21 protein-coding genes are annotated in these 20,507 nt (G+C 72.9%); 15 read left to right on the top strand and 6 right to left on the bottom strand.

Going from position 1 to position 20,507, the window contains the following annotated elements:
- From AB0J88_RS23955 to AB0J88_RS23920, 8 genes are read left to right on the top strand one after another with little or no spacing between them, the layout of a single operon-like run.
- Nucleotides 1–1,308, top strand: a complete 1,308-nt coding sequence (locus AB0J88_RS23955; RefSeq protein WP_364361481.1) for a cytosine permease — start codon at nucleotides 1–3, stop codon at nucleotides 1,306–1,308.
- Complete coding sequence (thiE, locus tag AB0J88_RS23950; protein WP_364361453.1) at nucleotides 1,305–1,922, top strand: thiamine phosphate synthase; 618 nt, start codon at nucleotides 1,305–1,307, stop codon at nucleotides 1,920–1,922. Before AB0J88_RS23955 ends, thiE begins: the two co-directional genes overlap by 4 nt.
- Nucleotides 1,919–3,013, top strand: coding sequence for a glycine oxidase ThiO (thiO, locus tag AB0J88_RS23945; protein ID WP_364361451.1), 1,095 nt, complete (start codon nucleotides 1,919–1,921; stop codon nucleotides 3,011–3,013). Before thiE ends, thiO begins: the two co-directional genes overlap by 4 nt.
- Complete coding sequence (gene thiS / locus AB0J88_RS23940) at nucleotides 3,010–3,207, top strand: sulfur carrier protein ThiS (protein WP_364361449.1); 198 nt, start codon at nucleotides 3,010–3,012, stop codon at nucleotides 3,205–3,207. The genes thiO and thiS overlap by 4 nt, the downstream gene beginning before the upstream one ends.
- A 5-nt stretch (nucleotides 3,208–3,212) precedes the next feature.
- Nucleotides 3,213–3,986, top strand: coding sequence for a thiazole synthase (locus AB0J88_RS23935; protein ID WP_364361447.1), 774 nt, complete (start codon nucleotides 3,213–3,215; stop codon nucleotides 3,984–3,986).
- Entirely contained in the window at nucleotides 3,983–4,573 is a 591-nt protein-coding gene (locus tag AB0J88_RS23930) for a thiamine phosphate synthase (RefSeq protein ID WP_364361445.1), read from the top strand. Before AB0J88_RS23935 ends, AB0J88_RS23930 begins: the two co-directional genes overlap by 4 nt.
- Nucleotides 4,570–5,379: a bifunctional hydroxymethylpyrimidine kinase/phosphomethylpyrimidine kinase gene (thiD, locus tag AB0J88_RS23925; RefSeq protein ID WP_364361443.1), complete on the top strand. Its 810-nt coding sequence runs from the start codon at nucleotides 4,570–4,572 to the stop codon at nucleotides 5,377–5,379. The genes AB0J88_RS23930 and thiD overlap by 4 nt, the downstream gene beginning before the upstream one ends.
- A 57-nt stretch (nucleotides 5,380–5,436) precedes the next feature.
- Nucleotides 5,437–6,273, top strand: a complete 837-nt coding sequence (locus AB0J88_RS23920) for a hypothetical protein (RefSeq protein ID WP_364361441.1) — start codon at nucleotides 5,437–5,439, stop codon at nucleotides 6,271–6,273.
- Here the strand turns inward: AB0J88_RS23920 and AB0J88_RS23915 are convergent.
- Together AB0J88_RS23915 and AB0J88_RS23910 are read right to left on the bottom strand one after the other, a co-directional pair.
- A complete protein-coding gene (locus tag AB0J88_RS23915) occupies nucleotides 6,270–8,495 on the bottom strand; it encodes an ATP-dependent Clp protease ATP-binding subunit (RefSeq protein WP_364361439.1) in 2,226 nt (741 codons plus the stop codon). The two genes, AB0J88_RS23920 and AB0J88_RS23915, sit on opposite strands and share 4 nt — an antisense overlap.
- Nucleotides 8,496–8,700: 205 nt before the next feature.
- Nucleotides 8,701–9,351 carry a hypothetical protein gene (locus tag AB0J88_RS23910; protein WP_364361437.1) on the bottom strand — a complete coding sequence of 217 codons (651 nt, stop codon included), beginning with the start codon at nucleotides 9,349–9,351 and terminating at the stop codon, nucleotides 8,701–8,703.
- Between the two features lie 173 nt (nucleotides 9,352–9,524).
- On the opposite strand from AB0J88_RS23910, the gene AB0J88_RS23905 reads away from it, so the two are divergent.
- Nucleotides 9,525–9,905, top strand: coding sequence for a PPOX class F420-dependent oxidoreductase (locus tag AB0J88_RS23905; RefSeq protein WP_364361435.1), 381 nt, complete (start codon nucleotides 9,525–9,527; stop codon nucleotides 9,903–9,905).
- A gap of 285 nt (nucleotides 9,906–10,190) precedes the next feature.
- Here AB0J88_RS23905 and AB0J88_RS23900 read toward each other — a convergent pair whose 3' ends face one another.
- Complete coding sequence (locus AB0J88_RS23900) at nucleotides 10,191–11,144, bottom strand: phosphotransferase (protein WP_364361433.1); 954 nt, start codon at nucleotides 11,142–11,144, stop codon at nucleotides 10,191–10,193.
- Between the two features lie 189 nt (nucleotides 11,145–11,333).
- Here AB0J88_RS23900 and AB0J88_RS23895 point away from each other — a divergent pair, with 189 nt between their 5' ends.
- From AB0J88_RS23895 to AB0J88_RS23870, 6 genes are all read left to right on the top strand, one after another.
- The gene (locus AB0J88_RS23895; protein ID WP_364361431.1) at nucleotides 11,334–12,119 is read left to right on the top strand and encodes an ABC transporter ATP-binding protein; all 786 of its coding nucleotides are present in this window, start codon (nucleotides 11,334–11,336) and stop codon (nucleotides 12,117–12,119) included.
- Nucleotides 12,116–12,832: an ABC transporter ATP-binding protein gene (locus tag AB0J88_RS23890; protein WP_364361429.1), complete on the top strand. Its 717-nt coding sequence runs from the start codon at nucleotides 12,116–12,118 to the stop codon at nucleotides 12,830–12,832. Before AB0J88_RS23895 ends, AB0J88_RS23890 begins: the two co-directional genes overlap by 4 nt.
- A gap of 18 nt (nucleotides 12,833–12,850) precedes the next feature.
- Complete coding sequence (locus AB0J88_RS23885) at nucleotides 12,851–13,729, top strand: branched-chain amino acid ABC transporter permease (RefSeq protein ID WP_364361427.1); 879 nt, start codon at nucleotides 12,851–12,853, stop codon at nucleotides 13,727–13,729.
- On the top strand, nucleotides 13,726–14,823 hold the full coding sequence (locus AB0J88_RS23880; protein ID WP_364361425.1) for a branched-chain amino acid ABC transporter permease: 1,098 nt from the start codon (nucleotides 13,726–13,728) through the stop codon (nucleotides 14,821–14,823). Before AB0J88_RS23885 ends, AB0J88_RS23880 begins: the two co-directional genes overlap by 4 nt.
- Before the next feature lie 39 nt (nucleotides 14,824–14,862).
- Complete coding sequence (locus AB0J88_RS23875) at nucleotides 14,863–16,158, top strand: ABC transporter substrate-binding protein (protein ID WP_364361423.1); 1,296 nt, start codon at nucleotides 14,863–14,865, stop codon at nucleotides 16,156–16,158.
- Between the two features lie 141 nt (nucleotides 16,159–16,299).
- The gene (locus tag AB0J88_RS23870; RefSeq protein WP_364361421.1) at nucleotides 16,300–16,845 is read left to right on the top strand and encodes a hypothetical protein; all 546 of its coding nucleotides are present in this window, start codon (nucleotides 16,300–16,302) and stop codon (nucleotides 16,843–16,845) included.
- On the opposite strand, the gene AB0J88_RS23865 is transcribed toward AB0J88_RS23870, so the two are convergent.
- Genes AB0J88_RS23865 through AB0J88_RS23855 form a run of 3 tightly spaced genes read right to left on the bottom strand, consistent with a single transcriptional unit; the run spans nucleotide 16,817 to nucleotide 20,378 of the window.
- A complete protein-coding gene (locus tag AB0J88_RS23865; RefSeq protein ID WP_364361419.1) occupies nucleotides 16,817–18,883 on the bottom strand; it encodes a xanthine dehydrogenase family protein molybdopterin-binding subunit in 2,067 nt (688 codons plus the stop codon). The genes AB0J88_RS23870 and AB0J88_RS23865 overlap by 29 nt on opposite strands.
- Nucleotides 18,880–19,863 (bottom strand): xanthine dehydrogenase family protein subunit M, encoded by a 984-nt coding sequence (locus AB0J88_RS23860; RefSeq protein ID WP_364361417.1) that lies wholly within the window; start codon nucleotides 19,861–19,863, stop codon nucleotides 18,880–18,882. Before AB0J88_RS23860 ends, AB0J88_RS23865 begins: the two co-directional genes overlap by 4 nt.
- On the bottom strand, nucleotides 19,860–20,378 hold the full coding sequence (locus tag AB0J88_RS23855; RefSeq protein ID WP_364361415.1) for a 2Fe-2S iron-sulfur cluster-binding protein: 519 nt from the start codon (nucleotides 20,376–20,378) through the stop codon (nucleotides 19,860–19,862). Before AB0J88_RS23855 ends, AB0J88_RS23860 begins: the two co-directional genes overlap by 4 nt.
- Nucleotides 20,379–20,507: the final 129 nt, after the last annotated feature.

The following is a 20,507-nucleotide window of genomic DNA, read 5'->3' as shown; positions in this document are numbered from 1 at the left end:
ATGTCCACGGCCGCCGCCGAAAGCGCGACCGAACCCGCTCGTACCCTCGGCTTCCGCGACACCGCCGGGCTGTTCGGCAGCCTCGGTGTCAGCCTCCTCCTGCCCGTCGCCGCCACCTTCGCCGTGCTGCCGGGGCGGCCGCTCGGCGTGACCATCCTGGCCATCGTGGTCGGGGCCGTCATCGGGTCCCTCCTGCTCGGCCTCGGCGCCGCCGCCGGTGCCCGGGAGGGTGCCCCCGGCATGGTGCTGCTGCGCGGGCTGCTCGGCCGGCACCTGTCGTACCTGCCGACCGTCTTCAACCTCCTCCAGTGCGTCGGCTGGGCGACCTTCGAGATCTTCATCATCGCGACCGCCGCCGCCAAGGTGCTGGACGCGCCCAAGTGGCCGTTCGTGCTCGTGGCCGGGGTCGCCGCCACCCTCATGGCGCTGCGTCCGCTCGGTGCCGTCCGGCTGCTCGCCCGGTACGCCGTCTGGGCCGCGCTGATCGCCGGCCTCTACCTGTTCGTCGAGGTGCTCCGGGCCGACCCGCAGCCGCTGACCGGCGACGGCGGGTCGTTCTGGACCGCCGTCGACGTGGTCATCGCGATGCCGGTCTCCTGGTTCCCGCTGGTCGCCGACTACACCCGGCACACGCGCAGCGGGCGGGCCGCGTTCGCCGGCGCCACCGTCGGCTACGGCGCCGCCACCATCGCGTGCTTCACGCTCGGGGTGCTGGCCCTGGCCGCGTACGGTGCCGGCGGCCTCGACGTCGTCGACGCCCTGCTGGCCGTGCCCCTCGGTGCCGTCGCGCTGGCCGTGCTGGTGGTGGTCGAGGTCGACGAGGCGTTCGCCAACGTCTACTCGACCGCCGTCTCGGCCCGCAACATGGTCGAGCGGATCGACCGGAGGCTGCTCGCGGCCCTCGTCGGCACCGTCGCCACACTGCTGGCGCTGGCCGTCGACATCGTCTCGTACGAGCCGTTCCTGTTCCTGATCGGCGCGGTCTTCGTGCCCCTGGTCGGCGTCTTCGCGATCGCCTACTTCGTGCTGCCGCGCGGCCGCTGGGACGTCTCCGCCACCGCACCGGCCCGACCCTGGCTCTTGCTGCCGTGGGCCGCCGGCTTCGTCGCCTACCAGCTCACCCTGCCGACCTTCTTCCCCGACCTCGGGCAGGGCTGGACGAGTTGGTGGACGGCCAGACAGCACGACCTCGGCATCGATCCCGCCAACGGCTGGTCGGCGTCCCTGGTCAGCCTCGCGGTCGCGGCCGGGCTCACGGCACTGGTGCTGCTGCCGGGCCGGCGCCGGCCCGCGCGGGTGGCGTCGTGATCGGCCGGCTGCACGTGGTCACCGACGCGGCCGGCGGCATCGCGGCGCTGGACGCCGTGCGCGCCGCGTTGGCCGGCGGCACCCCGGTCGTCCAGGTGCGCACCAAGGTCGGCAGCGACCGCGAGCGGTTGGCGTTCGCGCGCGAGGTGGTGCTCCTGTGCCGCGCCGCCGGCGCGCAGTGCGTCGTCAACGACCGGGTCGACCTCGCACTGGCCGCGCGGGCCGACGGCACCCACGTCGGGGCCGACGACCTGCCCGTCGAGGTGGTGCGCAGGATCGCCGGCCCGACCCACCTGATCGGCGGCACGGCCCGCGACCCGGACCGGGCGGCCGCGCTGGTGGCCGCCGGCGCCGACTACCTCGGCGTCGGTCCCGCGTTCGCGACGTCCACGAAGGACGGTCTGCCCGACCCGATCGGGCCGGAGGGTGTCGCCGCCGTCGCGGCCGCCGTGGGGGTGCCGGTCATCGCGATCGGCGGGGTCACCGCGCCGCGGGTGCCCCTGCTGCGGGCGGCGGGTGCGCACGGCGTCGCGGTGGTCTCCGCCGTCTCGGCCGCGCCCGACCCGGCGGCCGCCGCCCGGGCACTGCTCGCCGCGCTGGACGGCAACCCATGACGGTGCTGGTCGCCGGCGGTGGACTGATCGGGCTCGCGGTGGCCTGGCGGGCCGCCCAGCGCGGGCTCGACGTCACCGTGGTCGACGAGGCGCCCGGCACCGGCGCGTCGCTGGCCGCCGCCGGCATGCTGGCCCCGCTGACCGAGGCCGCGTACGGCGAGGAGGCGCTGCGCGCGCTGAGCCGGGAGTCGCTGGGCCGCTATCCGGCCTTCCTCGCGGACCTCGGCGGCACGGTGGACCTGCGTACCGCCGGCACGCTCGAGGTCGGCTTCGACGCCGACGACATGGCGGCGCTCGACCGGCTGCACGCCTACTACCTCGAGTCCGGCCTGCCGGTCGAGCGCCTGACGGGCAGCCAGGCCCGGCGCCGCGAGCCGGCCCTCAGCCCGCGCGTACGCGGCGCCCTGCACGCGCCCAGCGACCACTCGGTCGAGCCGCGCTCCCTGCACGCGGCGCTGCTGGCTGCCTCCGTCGGCGCCGGTGTCCACATCGTCCAGTCACGGATCGCCTCTTTGATGGTCGTGGACGGCCGCGCTGCCGGGCTGCGCCTGACTGACGGCACCGAACTGTTAGCCGACACCGTCGTGCTCGCGCTCGGCGCGTGGAGCGGCAGTCTGCCCGGCGCTCCCCCCTTGCCGGTCCGCCCGGTCAAGGGCCAGATCCTGCGGCTGCGCGGCGACGCCCTGCTCGACGGGACGATTCGTGCGCTGGTCCGCGGCCAGCACGTCTACCTCGTGCCGCACGGGTCCGCCGGCGGCCTGGTCGTCGGCGCCACCAGCGAGGAGCTGGGCTTCGACCCGACGGTCACCGCGGGCGCCGTGCACGCCCTGCTCCGCGACGCCATCGAGGTGGTGCCCGACGTCGCCGAGCTCGAGCTGGTCGAGACGCTGGCCCGCTGGCGGCCGGGCACGCCCGACAACGCCCCGCTGCTCGGTCCCTCGTCGCTGCCCGGCCTGGTGCTCGCGACCGGGCACCACCGCAACGGTGTGCTGCTCACCCCGGCGACCGCGGACGCGATCGCCGAGCTGTTGACCGAGGGGGCGCTGCCGTCGTACGCGGCACCGTTCGCTCCGGACGGGAGGATTGGATGACGCTGACCGTCAATGGCCAGGCCGTCGAGGTGGCGTCGCCGGTCACGGTGGCCGAGCTCGTCGCGGCCCGCACCGACCAGCGCCGCATCGCGGTGGCCCGCAACGGCGAGGTGGTGCCGCGCAGCGAGTGGGCGGACACGGCGTTGACCGAGGGCGACGAGGTCGAGATCCTCGCCGCCGTGGCGGGAGGGTGACGACCATGACCGACGACCACTTCGTCCTCGCCGGGCAGACGCTGCCGTCCCGGCTGATCCTCGGCACGGGCGGCGTGCCCAGCCTCGACGTCCTGGCCCGCGCCATCACCGCGTCCGGCACCGCGCTGGTCACCGTCGCGCTGCGCCGGGTCGAGGCGTCCACCGGCGGCGCGCTGGCCGACGTGCTGGAGCGCTGCGGCGTGCGCCTGCTGCCCAACACCGCCGGCTGCTTCACCGCCCGCGAGGCCGTGCGCACCGCCAAGCTGGCCCGCGAGGCGTTCGAGACCGACTGGGTCAAGCTCGAGGTGATCGGCGACGACCGCACCCTGCTGCCCGATCCGGTCGAGCTGCTCGACGCGGCCGAGCAGCTCGTGGCGGACGGCTTCCAGGTGCTGCCGTACACCAACGACGACCCGATCACCGCCCGCCGGCTGGCCGACGCCGGCTGCGTCGCGGTGATGCCGCTCGGCTCGCCGATCGGCAGCGGGCTGGGCATCCGCAACCCGCACAACATCTCCCTCATCCGGGAGGTCGTCGACGTGCCGGTGATCCTGGACGCCGGGCTGGGCACCGCCTCCGACGCGGCGCTGGCGATGGAGCTCGGCTGCGACGGCGTGCTGCTCGCCTCGGCCGTGACCCGCGCCCGCGAGCCGGAGCGGATGGCGCTGGCGATGCGGCACGCGGTGGACGCGGGCCGGCTGGCGTTCGGCGCCGGCCGCATCGAGCGGCGCTGGCACGCCCAGGCGTCCACTCAGGACGCGGGCCTGGCGGCTCTGTGAACCTGCCTCGGCTGCTGGTGCTGACCGACCGCACCCAGTGCGCCGGTCCGCTGCCACGCGCCGTCGGGGCCGCCGTCGAGGCCGGTGCGCGAGCCGTGGTGCTGCGGGAGAAGGACCTGCCGGCCGGTGCGCGTGCGGCGTTGGCGGCCGAGCTCGCGGGCATCCTCGCGCCCGTCGGAGGCACGCTGATCGTGGCGAGTCACGATGGTGCGGACGCCGTGCACCTGGCTGCCCGGGACCCGTTCCCCTGCCGATCGCGACCGGCGCTGGTGGGCCGGTCCTGCCACGACCTCGCCGAGGTGGCCGCCGCGGCGGCCGAGGGATGCGACTACGTGACCGTGTCGCCGGTGTACCCGAGCGTGTCGAAGCCCGGCTACGGTCCCCCGCTGGGTCCGGCCGGCCTCGCGGCGCTGACCCGCACCGGGCCGCCGGTGTTCGCGCTCGGCGGTGTCGGCCCGCGGCAGGTGGCCGAATGCCGCGCCGCCGGGGCGCACGGCGTCGCCGTGATGGGTGGTGTGATGCGCGACCCCTACTCCGTCGCTGAATACCTGAGCGCATTGCACACCACTGTGGAGGACATACCGTGAACCCGCCCGTCGCGTTGACCATCGCCGGCTCCGACTCGGGCGGTGGTGCCGGGATCCAGGCCGACCTGAAGACCTTCGCGGCCCTGCGGGTGTTCGGCACCAGCGCGATCACCGCGTTGACCGCGCAGAACACCGTCGGCGTACGTGGCGTGCACGCGACACCGTCCAGCTTCGTGGTCGCCCAGATCGCGGCGGTCCTCGACGACCTGCCGGTGGTCGCGGTGAAGACCGGGATGCTGGCCACCGCGGCGACCGTCGAGGCCGTCTCGGCGCTCGCCGCCCAGGGCCGCCTGCCCAACCTGGTGGTCGACCCGGTGATGGTCTCCTCCAGCGGCGACCGGCTGCTGGAGCCGGCTGCCGAGAACGCCTACCGCGACGGGCTGTTCCCCCACGCGGCCGTGGTCACGCCGAACCTGCGCGAGGCCGAGGTGCTGCTCGGCTCGCCGATCACCAGCCGCGACGACCAGCACGCCGCCGCCCGCGCCCTGGGCGACTTCGGCCCCGGCGCAGCCGTGGTCAAGGGCGGGCATCCGGCTGGCGACCCCTCCGGCACCGCGGTGGACGTGGTCTGGGACGGGAAGGAGACCTACGAGCTGAGCGCGCGGTGGGTGGACACCCCGAACACGCACGGCACCGGCTGCTCGTTCGCCGCCGCCACGGCCGCGTACCTGGCCCAGGGCGAGGACCTGCGCACGTCGCTCGCGGCCGCGAAGGAGTTCGTCTCGCGCGCCGTCGCCGGCGGGTCCCGCTGGCACCTGGGCGCGGGCCACGGCCCGCTGGACCACTTCGGCTGGACGGCATCCTGACCTGACCTCGCTGGCCGCACGGGGTTACCTTCGGGTGGAGCCACAGGAGGTACGGCCATGACCGACGATCGTTCCCGTAAGCGGCCCCGGTCGGGGCGCGCGCGCAAGCGGCTCGTGCGGGCGCACGCCGCGCAGGCCGGGGTGGCCTACTCGGTCGCCGCCCGTCAGGTGGCCGCGGCCGGGCTGGCGGCCGGCGAGACCCTCGGCGACCTCGGCCGCACCGTCTATCCCCTGGCCGTGCGCGGCGACGGGCGCTGGTCGCTGTGCGGCCGGGCCGCCCGTCCGGTCGACGTGCGCCTGGCCGACGCCCGGCGCGGAGGCGGGCTGCCCGCCGGACGTGCCGGACACCTGGTCGACCGCCTCCCGCCCGCCCGGTCCGCCCATGGCCCGCTCTACGCCGGCGCCGGTCGCGCCGCTCTGCTGGCGATGCTCTATCTCGTCGCGGCGCGACCGGCACCCGCCGCCGGCGAGCGGATCCTGGCGGCCGGGACTGGCGAGGAGACGGCGGTCGACCTGGTCTGCGCCGACGTCGACCGGGCCGCCCGTCGGCTGCTCGACGGCGACTGGACGATCCTCTGGGACCGCATCGACGGCGCGCTGACCGCCGGCGCGTACCCCCGGCTCCGATCGGCCTTCCGGGGCTTCCGCGACGAGGCCGGCGCGCCCTGGACAGGCACCCGGCAGGTCCTCGACGCCCTGCTGGTCGTGGCCGACGACGGGCACGCCCCCGGCACCCGCGTCCGGGCCGGGCTCGCCCCGGGCTCGATCACCGGCCTGTGGTGGGCGGCGTCCGGTCCGCCCGTCGGCTACGACGTGTGGTTCGACGGTGCCGCCGGGCCGCGGCGGGTGCGGCCCGGCGACATCGTCGTGCTGCCGCGGCAGGAGACGCCCTAGCCGGCCATCGCCTGCCGTTCTTCGACGCGGTACGCGAGGTCCGTGCCCGCGACGTCGACGACCACCGTCTGCCCGGCGCGCAGCTCCTCGAGCAGGATGCGCTCGGACAGCGCGTCCTCGACGGCCGTCTGGACGACGCGACGCAGCGGCCGCGCCCCGTACGCGGGATCGGTGCCCTGCCGCACCAGGTGCCGCTTGGCGTCGTCGGTGACCACCAGCGTCATGTCCTGGGCCGCCAGCCGCTGCGCGACCCGCGCCAGCATGAGGTCGGCGATCGCGAGCAGCTCGGGCTCGGTCAGGTGCCGGAACACCACGGTCTCGTCGATCCTGTTGAGCAGCTCCGGCGGGAAGTGCCGGCGCAGCTCCTCGCGTACCGTGGCCCGCACCTGGTCGTGACCATCCACGATGGAGTCGACGAACCCGACCGGCGCGCCCCGGGTGCCGAGGTTCGTGGTCAGGATGACGACGGTGTTCCGGAAGTCCACCTTGCGCCCCTGCGCGTCGGTCAACGCGCCGTCCTCGAGGATCTGGAGCAGGGTGAGCAGGACGTCGGGGTGGGCCTTCTCCATCTCGTCGAAGAGCACGACCGAGAACGGGCGCCGGCGCACCCGCTCGGTCAGCTGGCCGCCCTCGTCGTGCCCGACGTAACCGGGCGGGGCGCCGACCAGCCGCGCCACCGTGTGCCGGTCGTGGAACTCCGACATGTCCAGCTGGATCAGCGCGTCTTCGCTGCCGAACAGGAACTCGGCGAGCGCCCGGCACAGGTCGGTCTTGCCGACACCCGTCGGCCCCGCGAACACGAACGACCCGGCGGGACGGCGCGGGTCCTTCAGCCCGGCTCGGGTACGGCGTACCGCGCGCGCGACCGCACCGACCGCCTCGTCCTGCCCGACTACCCGCAGGTGCAGCTCGTCCTCCATCCGGGCCAGGCGACGGGTCTCGGTGTCGCTGCGCGGACGCACAGGCACACCGACCCAGTCGGCCAGCACCTCGGCGACGTCGTCCTCGCCCACCTGCGTGGCGCCGCGCAGGTGCGCCCGCACGCCGGCCTCGTCGACCAGGTCGATCGCCTTGTCCGGCAGGAACCGGTCGGCGACGTACCGGTCGGCCAGGGTCGCCGCCGCGACGAGCGCCGCGTCGGTGTACACCACGCCGTGGTGCGCCTCGTAGTGCCGCCGCAACCCGGTCAGGATCTCGATGGCCTGCGCGACCGTCGGCTCGGCGAGCGCGACCGGCTGGAAGCGCCGTTCCAGAGCCGGGTCGCGGACGAGGATCCGCCGATACTCGTCGGTGGTCGTCGCGCCGATCAGCCGCAGCTCGGGCCGGGCGAGCAACGGCTTGAGGATCGAAGCGGCGTCGAGGGCACCCTCGGCCGCACCGGCGCCGACGATCGTGTGGATCTCGTCGACGAACAGGATGATGTCGTCGCGACCGCGTACCTCCCGGAGCACCTTGCGAAGCCGCTCCTCGAAGTCGCCGCGGTAGCGCGAGCCGGCGACCAGGGCGCTGAGGTCGAGCGTGTAGAGCTGCTTGCCCCGCAACCGCTGCGGCACGTCACCGGCCGCGATGCGCTGGGCCAGCCCCTCGACGGCGGCCGTCTTGCCCACGCCGGGCTCGCCGAGCAGGACCGGGTTGTTCTTGGTGCGCCGGCACAGCACGCGGATGACCCGCTGGATCTCGGTGTCCCGCCCGACGAGCGGGTCGAGAGCGCCCCGCAGCGCGGCGTCGGTGAGGTTGGTGCCGAACTGGTCGAGCACGGCGCTGCTGGGCGGCGGAGCCCCGTCGGCTTTCTCGGTGAGCGCCTCGATCACGCTCCGCCGGACGGCCGCCGCGTCGGCGTCGAACCGCTCGAGGACCTGGGCACCGACCCCGCCGCCGTCGCGGACCAGGCCGAGCAGGAGGTGCTCGGGACCGATGTGGGCGTGCCCGAGCTGGAGGGCCTCACGCAACGCGAGCTCGAGTACCCGGCGGGCCCTGGGGGTGAACGGGATGTGCCCGCCGGCCGCCTGCCCGCCGACCCCGCCCACCTCCTCGACCCGCTCGCGGGCGGTGACCAGGGAGAGCCCGAGCGCGGCCAGCGCCCGGGCGCCGACGTTCTCGCCCTCCTTGAGAATGCCGAGCAGGAGGTGCTCGGTGCCGATCGACGCGTGGTTGAGGATCCGCGCCTCTTCCTGAGCCAGGATGACCACCCGGCGGGACCGGTCGGTGAACCGTTCGAACATGCCGCACGCCCTCGCGGGGCCCCACGCACCCCAGTCCGGACGCGGCGGAGCCGCAACGAGACAAGGGCGCTGAGTCGGAGCCTCTTGGCCGGGACGGTGGTCGGCGTGGGCGACCACACAGGCGCGGGCAGGCGCACTACCCACCACAGACGCTAGCGCTCCGCGGCGGGCAGTGCCCGCTGATGATCGTTCGCCCGTAGCGAACTCAGTAGCCGCCGGAGCCGTACCCGTCGTCCTCCTGGCCCTCGGCCGGTGCCTCTTCCTCCTCGACCGGCGGCGGTGCGACCGCCTTCGGGGTGCCCTTGGGCAGGCAGCTCAGGTTCTTCTTGCCGTCAGGCTTCACGACGAACCAGACGTTGCCGACCTTCTGCCCCTTCCACTGGCCCGGCTCCTTGTCGCCGACGTAGCGGTAGACCGGCCAGCCACCGATGGTCAGCTGCTGCTTTCCGTCGTTGCGGGTGAGCGTGCCGACCTTGCCCAGGGCCACACCCGAGAGCTTGGTCGTGCCGTCGGTGTACGCGGGCGGCCAGACCCGGGCACAGTTGCCGTCGCACTTGCTGGCGGAGGGGTCCGCGGAGTCGTTGTCGAAGCGGTACAGCACGAAGCCGTCCTGGTCGGTGACGACCTGACCCATCTTCGGGACGGTCTTGCCCTTGAGCTGCGTCGTGAGTGGCACGTCGGGCGCTTCGGGCGCGTCGGGCGTCGATTCGGCCGGCGGGGCGGGGCTCGGCGACGCCGTCGCGGGAATCTGCACCTGGGCCGCCACCTGTGCACCACCGTCGGAGGCGGGTGCGCAGGCAGCGAGTGCGGCCATGGCCGCCACGGAGCCGAACAGGGTGCGGGTGAGCTGTGCCATCTGGCCTCTCCTTCTCGGCAGGACGCCGGGGGGTACGAGGGTCGACCGAGGACAGATGAGCACGTCGATGATGGTGAATATCACAGCGATTTCGTTGATCCGCCGAGCCCGGCAGCACGTACTCGGAAGAACGCGTTCAGTCGTTGTATTGCCGCCGTGGCTAGGCTTCGCTCATGAGCGTGATCGACGAGATTCGGCGCAGCAAGCATGTCAGCCTCGTGACCTACCGCCGTGACGGCACCGGGGTCGCCACTCCCGTCTGGCATGTCACGGAGGGCAACCAGCTGTTGGTGGTCTCCGAGGCCAAGGCGTGGAAGGTCAAGCGGGTACGCAACACCGGCCGGGCGCAGGTGACCGTGTGCGACATCCGCGGTCGGGTCGCGCCCGGTGCCGCCTCGGCCGAGGGCGAGGCCCGGCTGCTGGACGAGGCGGGCACAGCGGCGGCGCGCGAGAAACTGGCCCGCAAGTACCTGACGTCGCGGCTCGGGAACGGGTTCGCGCGGCTGCTGCACCTGCGCCGGCCGCCGATGGTCGCGATCGCCGTCACCCTCTAGACGAGTAAGTCCTCACGGCGCCGCGTTGCAGGCCTGCCGTGGCCCATGGCCCGTAGTGCCCCGTCAGTCGTGGCCGTGGCCCGTGGGCCGTGGCCCGTCAGCGCTGGGGCCGTGATCGTGTGTGAGCTATCTGGAAGACCCAGCGCCGAAACGTTGATCGTGTGCACCAGATCTGGTCGACACGCCGTCCCAGGACCTGACCAGCCACACCCGATCACGGCCCAGGCACATCCGGGACCAGACCAGCCACACCCGATCATGGGCCGCCGCCAACAACCACCTCGGTCACGACACACCCCCGCCATAGACCGACGGACCGCTGACGAGCTCCTGAAGTTCCGCTATCCGGCCGAACATAACGGGAAGGCCGCGCAGTCCGTCGCGCACGGATTCGGCCGAGAGCGCCAGGTCCGGGCCGGTGCTGGGTTCGACGCCGCCGAGGCAGCGGAGGATGTTCCACCTCGTGTGGCCCAGCCAGCCGCCGATCATGAAGGCGAACCAGCTCGGACCGGGTGGCGGCAACACTCCGCCTCCCGCGACGTAGCCGTCGAGGACCTCGCGGAAAACGGCGGGCCGGATGTCGTCGAAGCCAGGTCCCTTCGCGAGGCTCAGTGCGGTCGAGCCCAGCTCACCGGACAGGTCGAGCATGCCCGAGAGCTCCCAGTCGAGCAGCACCGGCCGACCGCCTCGGGCGAGCAGGTTCCAGGGTTGGATGTCCCGGTGGGTCAGCACGACCGGGCCGGGTCGCTCGCAGGTGTCGACGAACCGGGCGATCGCCTGGAACGTCTCGACCCGGTCGGCGAGCTCTCCCGCCCAGGGCTGCCCGGTCGCGGTCGCCCGCTCGGCCAGCTCGGGCCAGTCCCGTGCCGCCGGCTCGTCGCTCTCGACGTGGTTCCAGGCGACGTCGAGCGCGTGGATGCGCGCGAGGATCTCACCGACCTCGAACGCGTACGCCGGCGGCACCGGCTCTTCAGGCACCTTCTCGCCCTCGACCCAGCGGTGGACGAGCACGTGCTCGTCGGCCGAGATCGGCTCGGGCATCGGGACGCCGGCGGCGAAGGCGGCCCTCTCGAACCTGAACACGTCGTCGACGCGATAGCTCCAGCGCCGGTCGTGGAGGTTCAGCTCCTTGACCGCGAACGACCCCTGGTCGGTGTCGAGCCGGTACGTCCGGTTGGCGAATCCACCGTGGACACGAACCATCGGCCGGACCGGCACGCCGAGATTCGCGAGGTTCATCGCTCACTGCCCGGCAGGTCGGCGTGTGCGGCCACCTGGGCAGCCCAACAGATTCGGAAGTGCTTCGCAACCCCCTGAGCTGGGGAGATCACGACCTCGCAACGAGGGCATTGACGGCGCGGGCGAGAAAAGTACACTCCCAGTGTAAATACCTGATCGGCCGTCGTTGATCTTTCTCGTGGGGTGAACATGACGCCGCAACACTCCGCCACCGTCCTCGAGCTTCGGGGGGTCGGCGTCAACTTCGGTGGCCTCGTCGCGCTAGACGACGTGTCGATGGCCGCCGCCACCGGGACCGTCGTCGGTGTCATCGGGCCCAACGGCGCCGGCAAGACGACCTTGTTCAACGTGATCTGCGGGTTCGTCGAGCCCGACACCGGCTCCGTCCTGTTCGAAGAGAGACCGCTGCGGCCACGGCCACATCAGCTCGCCGCCAAGGGCATCGCTCGCACGCTCCAGGGCGTCGGCCTGTTCCGCGGCCTCACCGTCCTCGAGAACGTGATGGCCGGTGCGACCCACACCTCGCGCGCCGGCCTCGTGTCCGCGCTGTTCGGGCTGCCGCGCAGCGACCGCGACGAGCGCCGGCTCCGCGACGAGTCGCTGGCCCTCCTCGACGAGCTCGGCGTCGCCGACCACGCCCAGGCCTGGCCGGACACCCTCCCGTACGCGGTCGGCAAGCGGGTCGCCCTCGCCCGCGCGCTGGTCGCCCGGCCAAGACTGCTGCTGCTCGACGAGCCGGCCGGCGGCCTGGGCGGCGACGACGTCGACGAGCTCGCGGCCCTGATCGTCGGCCTGCCGAACCGCTCGGGCTGCTCGGTGATGCTCGTCGAGCACCACATGGACCTGGTGATGAAGGTCTGCGACCAGATCGTGGTCCTCGACTTCGGTCGCGTCGTCGCGGCCGGCACGCCGGCGCAGGTGCGCGACAACCCCGCGGTCGCCGAGGCCTACCTGGGTGCGGAGGTGGCGTCGTGACCGACGTTCTCGTCGTCGACAAGCTCAACGCCGGCTACGGTGCGGTGCCCGTGCTGCGCGACGTCGACCTGACCGTGCCCGCCGGCACCATCACCGCCGTGCTGGGGGCCAACGGCGCGGGCAAGACCACCCTGCTGCGCACGATCACCGGCCTGGTCAGGCCGACCGGCGGGCGGATCCTCTTCTCCGGCGCGGACCTGCGGGCCGTCAAGGTCGAGCAGCTCGTCCGCCGCGGGATCGCCCACGTGCCCGAGGGACGCGGCGTCGTCGCGGAGCTGACCGTCGACGAGAACCTGCGGCTCGGCGGGCTGTGGCGACAGGACAAGGCGGACGCCAAGAAGGCCACCGCCGAGGTGTACGAGCTGTTCGAGCCGTTGGCCCGCCGGCGCGCGCACCTCGGCCACCAGCTGTCCGGCGGTGAGCGGCAGATGCTCGCCCTCGGGCGCGCGCTCGTCGCCCGGCCGACCCTCCTGCTGCTCGACGAGCCGTCGCTCGGCCTCGCGCCGAAGGTCACCGCGCAGATCATGGCGCTGCTCAAGCAGCTCCGCGACACCACCGGGCTGACCGTGCTGCTGGTCGAGCAGAACGTCCGAGGCGCACTGTCCATAGCGGACCGTGGTGTCGTGATGTCGCTCGGCCGCGTCGTGATGTCCGCCGACGCCGACCACCTGCTCGCCGACGACGGCCTGCGCCACGCCTACCTAGGCTTCTGACCCGAAAGGAAGCGCGGTTTGGAACGCTTTATCTTCCTCACCTTCGACGGGCTGTCGCGGGGAGCCGTCTACGCCGCCTTCGCGCTCGCGTTGGTGCTGATCTGGCGGGCGGCGCGGGTGGTCAACTTCGCGCAGGGTGCGATGGCGGTCGTCACCGCGTACGCCGCGTACATGGTCTCCGACGCCGTCGGCTCGTACCTCGTCGGCTTCCTCTTCGCGCTGGTCGGCGGCCTTCTGCTCGGCGCCGTGGTGGAGCGCGGCCTGATGCGGTTCGTCGGGCACGCCAACCCGCTCAACGACGTCATCGTCGCGCTCGGCCTGGTGCTGCTGCTGACCGCGGTCGTCGGCATCGTCTTCGGCGGGGAGTTCCGCGCCGCGAACCAGCCCTTCGACACGAAAGCGATCGAGGTCGGCGGCGTGCCGCTGATGAGCCGATACGACCTGTTCATCTGGGGCACGGTCGCCACGATCGTGGTGCTGCTGGCGCTGCTGTTCACCCGCACCGCGGTCGGCCTGCGGATGCGGGCGGCGGCGTTCGCGCCCGAGGTGTCGCGGCTGCTCGGCGTCAACGTGGGCCGGATGCTCACGTTGGGCTGGGCGCTCGCGGCCGTGGTCGGCGCGGTGGCCGGCGTGCTGATCCTGCCGACCGAGCTCGGCCTCCATCCACATGCGATGGACATCGTGTTCGCCTCGTCGTTCGCCGCGGCGATCGTCGGCGGCCTCGACAGCCCCGTCGGCGCGGTGGTCGGCGGCATCATCGTCGGCCTGATCCTGTCGTACGTCAGCGGCTATCTGGGTGCGGCCCTGACGCCCGTCGCGGTGCTCGCCGTGCTGCTCGCGGTGCTGCTGCTTCGTCCGGGCGGGATCTTCTCGGGTGTACGGGCGAGGACGGTATGACCACCACGAAGGTGCGGCCGGCGCGCTCGCCGATCAGCCGGCTCATCACGCCCCGACAGACGGGTCCCCGCCGTGGCTCGACGCTGCTGCGCCACCTGCTCTGGGTGGCGGTCGGCGCGGTGGCGGTCTACTTCGTCAGCTACGGCATCGACCCGTTCCGCAACTACCAGCTCGCCACCGTCGCCGCCTACCTGTGCGTGACCGCCGGCCTGACGATGCTCACCGGCCTCAACGGGCAGCTCTCGCTGGGGCACGGGGCGCTGATGGCCTGCGGCGCGTACACGGTGGCCCTGGCCCAGAACGAGCTGCGCGACCGGGGTGTGCTGGGCGCCTGGGTGCTGCCGGTCTCGCTCGCCCTCGGCGTGCTGGTCGCGGCGCTGGCCGGCGCGCTGATCGGCGTGTGCGCCGCCCGGCTCCGCGGCCCGTACCTGGCGGGTGTGACGCTCGCGGTCGCCCTGGTCGTGCCCGCGTTCACCACGCGCTTCGCCGGCCTGTTCAACGCCGACCAGGGCCTGTCGGTGTACGTGGAGCCCGCACCCGCCGCCCTCGGCCCGTACTTCCCGCCGGAGCGGTGGCAGGCATGGATCGCGGTCGGCGCGGCCATGGTGTCCCTGCTGATCGTCGCGAACCTGGTGCACAGCCGGTTCGGGCGCGCGTTCAAGGCGGTCCGCGACGACGAGGTCGCGGCCAAGCTCGCCGGCATCCACGTGGCCCGCACCCAGGTGCTCGCGTTCGTGGTGAGCGCGGGCTGCGCGGGCCTGGGCGGCGGCGTGCTGGCCGTCATCTCGCAGAGCGTGTCGCCCAGCGTCTTCGGCCTGACGCTGTCGCTCAACCTGTTGCTGGCGATCGTGCTCGGCGGCCTCGGCAGCCTGTTCGGCGCGGCCTGGGGTGCGCTGCTGCTCGTCCTGCTGCCCTATCTCACCACCGAGGTCACCCGCGGGTTCGAGCTGAGCCCGGGGCTGGCGAACAAGTTGGAAGGCAATCTCCCGCTGGCGATCTTCGGCCTCACGTTGATCATCGTGATGCTGGTCGCCCCCGGCGGCATCCAGGACGCGTTCCGGGCCCTGGGCCGCACGATCCGCCGCCGGTTCTGACATCCCCCGTCCCCAGTCCACCATCCGAACAGGAGAGCCATGCTTCGCATCGCACGTCGCGGCATCGTGGTCGCCGCATGTCTCGCGTTGGTCGCGGCCAGCTCCGCGTGTTCCGACGAGGCTCCCAGCAGCAGCGGCGGCGGAACCGCCGCGAGCGTGCCGGGGGTCACCGACACCGAGATCGTGCTCGGCACCCACATGCCGCTGACCGGACCGGCCGCCGCCGGCTACTCGAAGATCGCGCCGGCCACCAAGGCCTACTTCGAGTACGTCAACGCCAACGGCGGCGTCAACGGCCGGAAGATCAAGTACCTGATCGAGGACGACGGCTACAACCCGGCGAACACCCAGACCCTGGTGCGCAAGCTCGTACTCGAGGACAAGGTCTTCGCGATCGTCAATGGACTCGGAACCCCGACCCACACCGGCGTGCTCGACTTCCTGAAGACCCAGAAGGTGCCGGACCTGTTCGTCGCATCGGGCAGCCGCAGCTGGAACCAGCCCGAGAAGTACCCGACGACGTTCGGCTTCCAGCCGGACTACACGGTCGAGGGCAAGATCATTGCTGACTTCGTGAAGAAGACGTACCCGGGTCAGGTCGTCTGCCACATGGGCCAGGACGACGACTTCGGCCGCGACAGCCTGGCCGGCGTGGAGCAGGTCCTCGGCGCCGACGGCGTCAAGGAGAAGCAGAAGTACGTCACCAGCAACACGAACATCACGCCCCAGATCCAGGCGTTCAAGGCGGCCGGCTGCCAGGTCGTCATCTCAGCGACCATCCCGGCGTTCACCGCGCTGTCGCTCGGCACGGCGGCCAAGCTCGGGGGCTTCAAGCCCCAGTGGGTCCCCTCCAGCGTGGGCGCCGACTACACGACCCTCTCCGGCCTGCTCGGTGAGGGCAAGGTGCTGCTCGAGGGCCTGGTCGCGCCGGGCTACCTGCCGGTCTCGACGGACGCCGGCAACCCGTGGGTGCAGCTCTACCAGAAGGTCAACAAGGAGTACAACGGAGACGCACCCTTCGACAACAACATCATGTTCGGCATGACCGTCGGCTACCTCACCGTGCAGGCACTGCTGAAGGCCGGCAAGGACCTGACCCGCGAGGGCCTGATCTCGGCGGTCGAGTCGGGCGGCTTCAAGAACGCGGCCGTCGGCCCCTACCGTTACTCGGCGTCCGACCACTCGGGCATCGGCGGCATGCAGATGGGTCGCGTCACCGGCGGCAAGCAGGCGGCGTTCGGCCCGGTCCTGCAGACGGACGACGGCGCCGGCCCGGTCCAGGAGTACGGGGAGGCCCCCGCCACCCCGACGGGCAACGGCATCCCGTCGGCCTGACCCTGTTGCCTTGATGGGGCCGCCTGGGTGCCACCCGGGCGGCCCTTTCGGCTAGCGGGTGACGGCGATCGCGACCATCGGCGGCCGGCGCGGGCGCAGCAGCCGCGCGAACCCGTTTCCCAGTTGAGATAGCTTTCCGTCGTGACATGGATTCGCCGGACGGCGGTGGCCGGGATCGTCTGGTGCGCGGGGGTGCTGGCAGTGTCGACGATTCCGGGCATGCCTCCGCTCCCGTCCGTCGTCGGAGCGCCGGCGTTCCTGTTGGTGATGCCAAGCTTCGCGGTCGTCGTCTTCGCGTCCGTCCGCCTCGCGCTCCGGGAGACCGGCAGCCGGCGACGTGCCCACCGCGCGTTGTTGCGTCTGTTGAGCGAGCGGCTGCCCATCTGGGCGCTCCTCGCGAGCATCCTGTTGTTCGTCGGGTTCTGGCTGGTCGCGAGTCAATCTCTCGCTGGCGCGGCAAGCGGGGTGCCCAAGCAGCTTGACGGAGCCTACATCCTCAACAACGACGGCCACGTGATCGAGATCAGCGAGGACGAGTATCTGCGCTTGCAGGAGCAGGGGCAGCGGACGTTCGTCGCGATGGCCGGCGCCTTCGGCGTGGTCGCCGCGGTCCTCTCGACCGCGTTTGTTCGTCCGGAAGAGCGACCCGAGACGTCGGCTACGCCGCGCGGACCCGCTCCAGGGTGATCGGGAGGTCGCGGACCCGCACGCCGGTCGCGTGGAAGACCGCGTTCGCCACCGCCGCCGCTGAACCGACGATGCCGAGCTCGCCGATTCCCTTGCCGCCCACCAGTGTCACGTCGTCGTCGGCGCGTTCCAGCGAGTGCGCTTCCAGGCCGCGGATGTCCGCGTGCGTGGCGATGTGGTACTGCGCCAGGTCGTGGTTCACGAACAGGCCCAGCCGCGGGTCGATCACGGTCTGCTCGTGCAGGGCCATCGACACCCCCATCACCATGCCGCCGAGCAGCTGCGAGTGGGCCGTGCGGGCGTTGAGTGCGTGGCCGTGCGCGAACACCCCGAGCAGCCGGTCCACCCGCACCTGGCCCGTGTCGGCGTCCACCCGGACCGCGCAGAAATGCGCGCCGTACGAGTGCCTGGCCTTGTCCGGCGGCAACTGGTCCGCGGCCGTGTCCGCGGTCACCTCCAGACCGTCCCGCGGCACCGCGCCACCGTGCTCGGCCAGGAGGCGGCGCAGCTCGGCGCACGCCTTGCGGACCGCTCCGCCCCACGACGCCGTGCCCGCCGAGCCGCCGGCCAACGACGACCGGCCGTAGGCTGAGCGTCCGATGTGGATGACCACGGAGCGCACGCCCAGCACCGATGCGGCCTCCTGCCAGAGCGCGGTCCGCGCGCCCGTGCCGATGTCGACCGCCGCGACCGAGACGTGGAACGTGCCGTCCGGCTCCGCCCGCGCCGTGGCCTTGCCGCCCTGCTGGTAGACCGGGTACATCGCGGACGCCAGCCCCGTGCCGAACAGCCAGCGGCCCCGCCGTCGCGCGGCCGGTGTCGGGTCGCGCGCCGTCCAGCCGAACTTGTCGGCCCCGACCTGAAGGCAGTCGACCAGGTGGCGACCGTCGAACGGCAGGCCGCTCGCCGGGTCGGTCGACGGCTCGTTGCGCAGTCGCAGCTCCAGTGGATCGAGACCGAGCGCGTACGCCAGCTCGTCCATCGCCGACTCGACCGCGAACATGCCCGGCGTCTTGCCCGGCGCCCGCATCACCCGCGGCGTCGGCAGGTTCAGCCTGGCCAGGCGGTGCCGGATCCGCAGGTTGTCGCTCGCGTACATCGTGCGGGTGGCCGATCCGGTCTGCTCGACGAACTCGTGGATCACCGAGCTGTACTGCAGCGTGTCGTGGTCGATCGCGGTCATCGTGCCGTCGCGGCGCGCGCCGAGGCGGAGGTGGCTGCGGGTCGCCGTGCGGGCCGGCGCCATCGTGAACATCTGCTGCCGGGTCAGCATCAGCTTGCAGGGCCGGCCCGTGACCCGGGCCGCGACGCTGGCCACGACCGCGCCCGCCGTCGGCCAGACCTTGCTGCCGAAGCCGCCGCCGACATGCTCGGTCACCACCGACACCTGCTCGGGCGGGATGCCCCACAGCATCCCGAAGCCGGTCGCCGCCGCCCACGGCCCCTGGTTGGAGTCGTGGAGCAGCAACCGGTCGCCGTCCCAGCGCGCGATGATCGCGACCGTCTCCATCGGGTTGTTGTGCTGCGGCGGCGTCGTGTAGACGTGGTCGACCACCACGTCCGCGTCGGCGAGCGCGGCGTCGACGTCGCCCTTGACCGACGTACCCGGGAAGCCCGCGTTCGTCGTCTCCGGCTGTTCCAGATCGGGGTCGTCGGGGTCGAGCGCGACCCGGTGCGGGTGCTCGACGTAGCGCACCAGCACCTGCGCCGCGCCCTCCTGCGCCGCCTCGAGCGTCGTGGCGACCACGGCGGCGACGGGCTGGCCCCGGTACGCGACCGACGGCGACTGGAACACGAGCTCGTCGGCGGTGACGGCCGGCAGCAGCCGGGGCGCGTTGGTGTGGTCGACGACCGCGACCACCTCCGGGTCCGCGAGCGCCGCCGTGCCGTCGACCTCGGTGACGGTGCCGCTGGCCACGGTCGCGCCGACCGGGCAGACATACAGAACATCCTCGACCGGATACTCGTACGCGTACCGGGCCGCGCCGGTGACCTTGTCGCGGCCCTCCAGCCGGGACAGGCCGCTGCCGGCGGTCATCGGCCGGCTCCCGTCGAGCGCAGGTCGCGCAGCACCGCCGCGACCAGGTCCGCGGCGAGCTCGATCTTGAACGCGTTGTCCGGGAGGGGCCGGGCGTCGGTGAAGGCCGCGCGGGAGGCCGCACGCACCTCGTCGTCGGTCGGGTCGGTGCCGGCCAGCATCCGCTCGGTGGCCGTCAGCCGCCACGGTTTCGGTGCGACGCCGCCGAGCGCCAACGCGACCTCGTCGGCGCTCCAGACAGCGGCCACGGAGACCGTCGCGAACGCGAACGACCAGCGGTCGCGCACCTTGCGGTAGGTCGCGACCGCGCCGGACGGCGGTGGCGGGAGCTGGACGCCGGTCACCAGGTCGCCGGGTTCGAGCACGGTCTCGATCCACGGGGTGTCGCCTGGCAGCCGGTGCAGGTCCGCGATCGGCACCAGCACCTCGGCGCCGTCAGGTCGGCGCACCTCCACCACCGCGTCGTACGCGGCCAGCGCGACCGCGAGGTCCGACGGGTGGGTGGCCACGCAGTGCTCCGAGGTGCCGATCACGCCGAGGTCGCGGTGCGCGCCCGGGATCGCCGAGCAGCCGCTGCCCGGATCGCGCTTGTTGCAGGGCGTGGCGGTGTTCTGGAAGTACGGGCAGCGGGTGCGCTGCAACAGGTTGCCGGCCACCGTGGCCTGGGTGCGGATCTGCGCGGAGGCACCGGACAGCAATGCCCGGGTCACCGCCGGATAGCGACGGCGCAGCGCCTCGTCCCGCATGATGCGGCCGCCGCGGGCCGCGCCGCCGATCAGCACCCCGCCGTCGGGAAGGTGCTCGATCCGGTCGTACGGCAGCCGGCTGACGTCGACGACCAGGCCGGGGCGGAGCACGCCGAGCTTCATCAGGTCGACCAGGTTGGTGCCGCCGCCCAGGTAGACCGCGTCCGGCTCACCCGCGACCAGGGCGGCCGCTCCCCCGGGGTCGGTCGCCCGCGCGTACCGGAACGCCCTCATCCGTCGGCCACCTCCCGGATGGCGGCGAGGATGCCCGCGTACGCGCCGCACCGGCACAGGTTGCCGCTCATCCGCTCGCGGATCTCGTCGTCGTCCAGGTCCGGGGTGGTCGTCAGGTCGGCGGTGACCCAGCTCGGCACGCCGTCCGCGACCTCGGCGAGCATGCCGACCGCGGAGCACAGCTGCCCGGGGGTGCAGTAGCCGCACTGGAAGCCGTCGTGCGCGATGAACGCCCGCTGCAACGGGTGCAGCTCGTCGCCGTCGGCGAGGCCCTCGACGGTGGTCACCTCGCGGCCCTCGGCCGCGACCGCGAGGAGCAGGCAACTGTTGGCCCGCTCGCCGTCGACCAGCACCGTGCAGGCGCCGCACTGGCCGTGGTCGCAGCCCTTCTTGGTGCCGGTGAGGCGCAGGTGCTCGCGGAGGGCGTCGAGCAGGGTGGACCGGTTGTCCAGGTTCACGACCCGGTCTTCGCCGTTGACGCGCAGCACGACGTCACCGCGCAGCTGGTCGGTCAAAAGCCGTCTCCCGCGTGGTCTTCCCTTTCGACCGACCCTACGCGCGCAGCGGTCGAGCGATCAGCCGAACCGCGTCGACCACAGTGGCATCGGGGAACGGGCTTCTGCCGTCGTTCCGGGCACGCTCCG

Source organism: Asanoa sp. NPDC049475 (genome assembly GCF_040676915.1).
In the GTDB taxonomy this organism is placed as follows: Bacteria; Actinomycetota; Actinomycetes; order Mycobacteriales; family Micromonosporaceae; genus Asanoa.
The sequence above is the reverse complement of the archived record's forward strand: the minus strand, read 5'-3'. Positions and strand labels throughout refer to the sequence as shown.

Bases quoted from the DNA above. Each gene is read 5' to 3' on its own strand.
- AB0J88_RS23935 (WP_364361447.1), top strand. From the start codon at position 3,213: ATGACCGACGACCACTTCGTCCTCGCCGGGCAGACGCTGCCGTCCCGG.
- AB0J88_RS23955 (WP_364361481.1), top strand. From the start codon at position 1: ATGTCCACGGCCGCCGCCGAAAGCGCGACCGAACCCGCTCGTACCCTC.
- AB0J88_RS23905 (WP_364361435.1), top strand. From the start codon at position 9,525: ATGAGCGTGATCGACGAGATTCGGCGCAGCAAGCATGTCAGCCTCGTG.
- AB0J88_RS23900 (WP_364361433.1), bottom strand. From the start codon at position 11,144: ATGAACCTCGCGAATCTCGGCGTGCCGGTCCGGCCGATGGTTCGTGTC.
- AB0J88_RS23880 (WP_364361425.1), top strand. From the start codon at position 13,726: ATGACCACCACGAAGGTGCGGCCGGCGCGCTCGCCGATCAGCCGGCTC.
- thiS (WP_364361449.1), top strand. From the start codon at position 3,010: ATGACGCTGACCGTCAATGGCCAGGCCGTCGAGGTGGCGTCGCCGGTC.
- AB0J88_RS23860 (WP_364361417.1), bottom strand. From the start codon at position 19,863: ATGAGGGCGTTCCGGTACGCGCGGGCGACCGACCCCGGGGGAGCGGCC.
- AB0J88_RS23915 (WP_364361439.1), bottom strand. From the start codon at position 8,495: ATGTTCGAACGGTTCACCGACCGGTCCCGCCGGGTGGTCATCCTGGCT.
- AB0J88_RS23910 (WP_364361437.1), bottom strand. From the start codon at position 9,351: ATGGCACAGCTCACCCGCACCCTGTTCGGCTCCGTGGCGGCCATGGCC.
- AB0J88_RS23865 (WP_364361419.1), bottom strand. From the start codon at position 18,883: ATGACCGCCGGCAGCGGCCTGTCCCGGCTGGAGGGCCGCGACAAGGTC.
- AB0J88_RS23895 (WP_364361431.1), top strand. From the start codon at position 11,334: ATGACGCCGCAACACTCCGCCACCGTCCTCGAGCTTCGGGGGGTCGGC.
- AB0J88_RS23920 (WP_364361441.1), top strand. From the start codon at position 5,437: ATGACCGACGATCGTTCCCGTAAGCGGCCCCGGTCGGGGCGCGCGCGC.
- thiO (WP_364361451.1), top strand. From the start codon at position 1,919: ATGACGGTGCTGGTCGCCGGCGGTGGACTGATCGGGCTCGCGGTGGCC.
- AB0J88_RS23875 (WP_364361423.1), top strand. From the start codon at position 14,863: ATGCTTCGCATCGCACGTCGCGGCATCGTGGTCGCCGCATGTCTCGCG.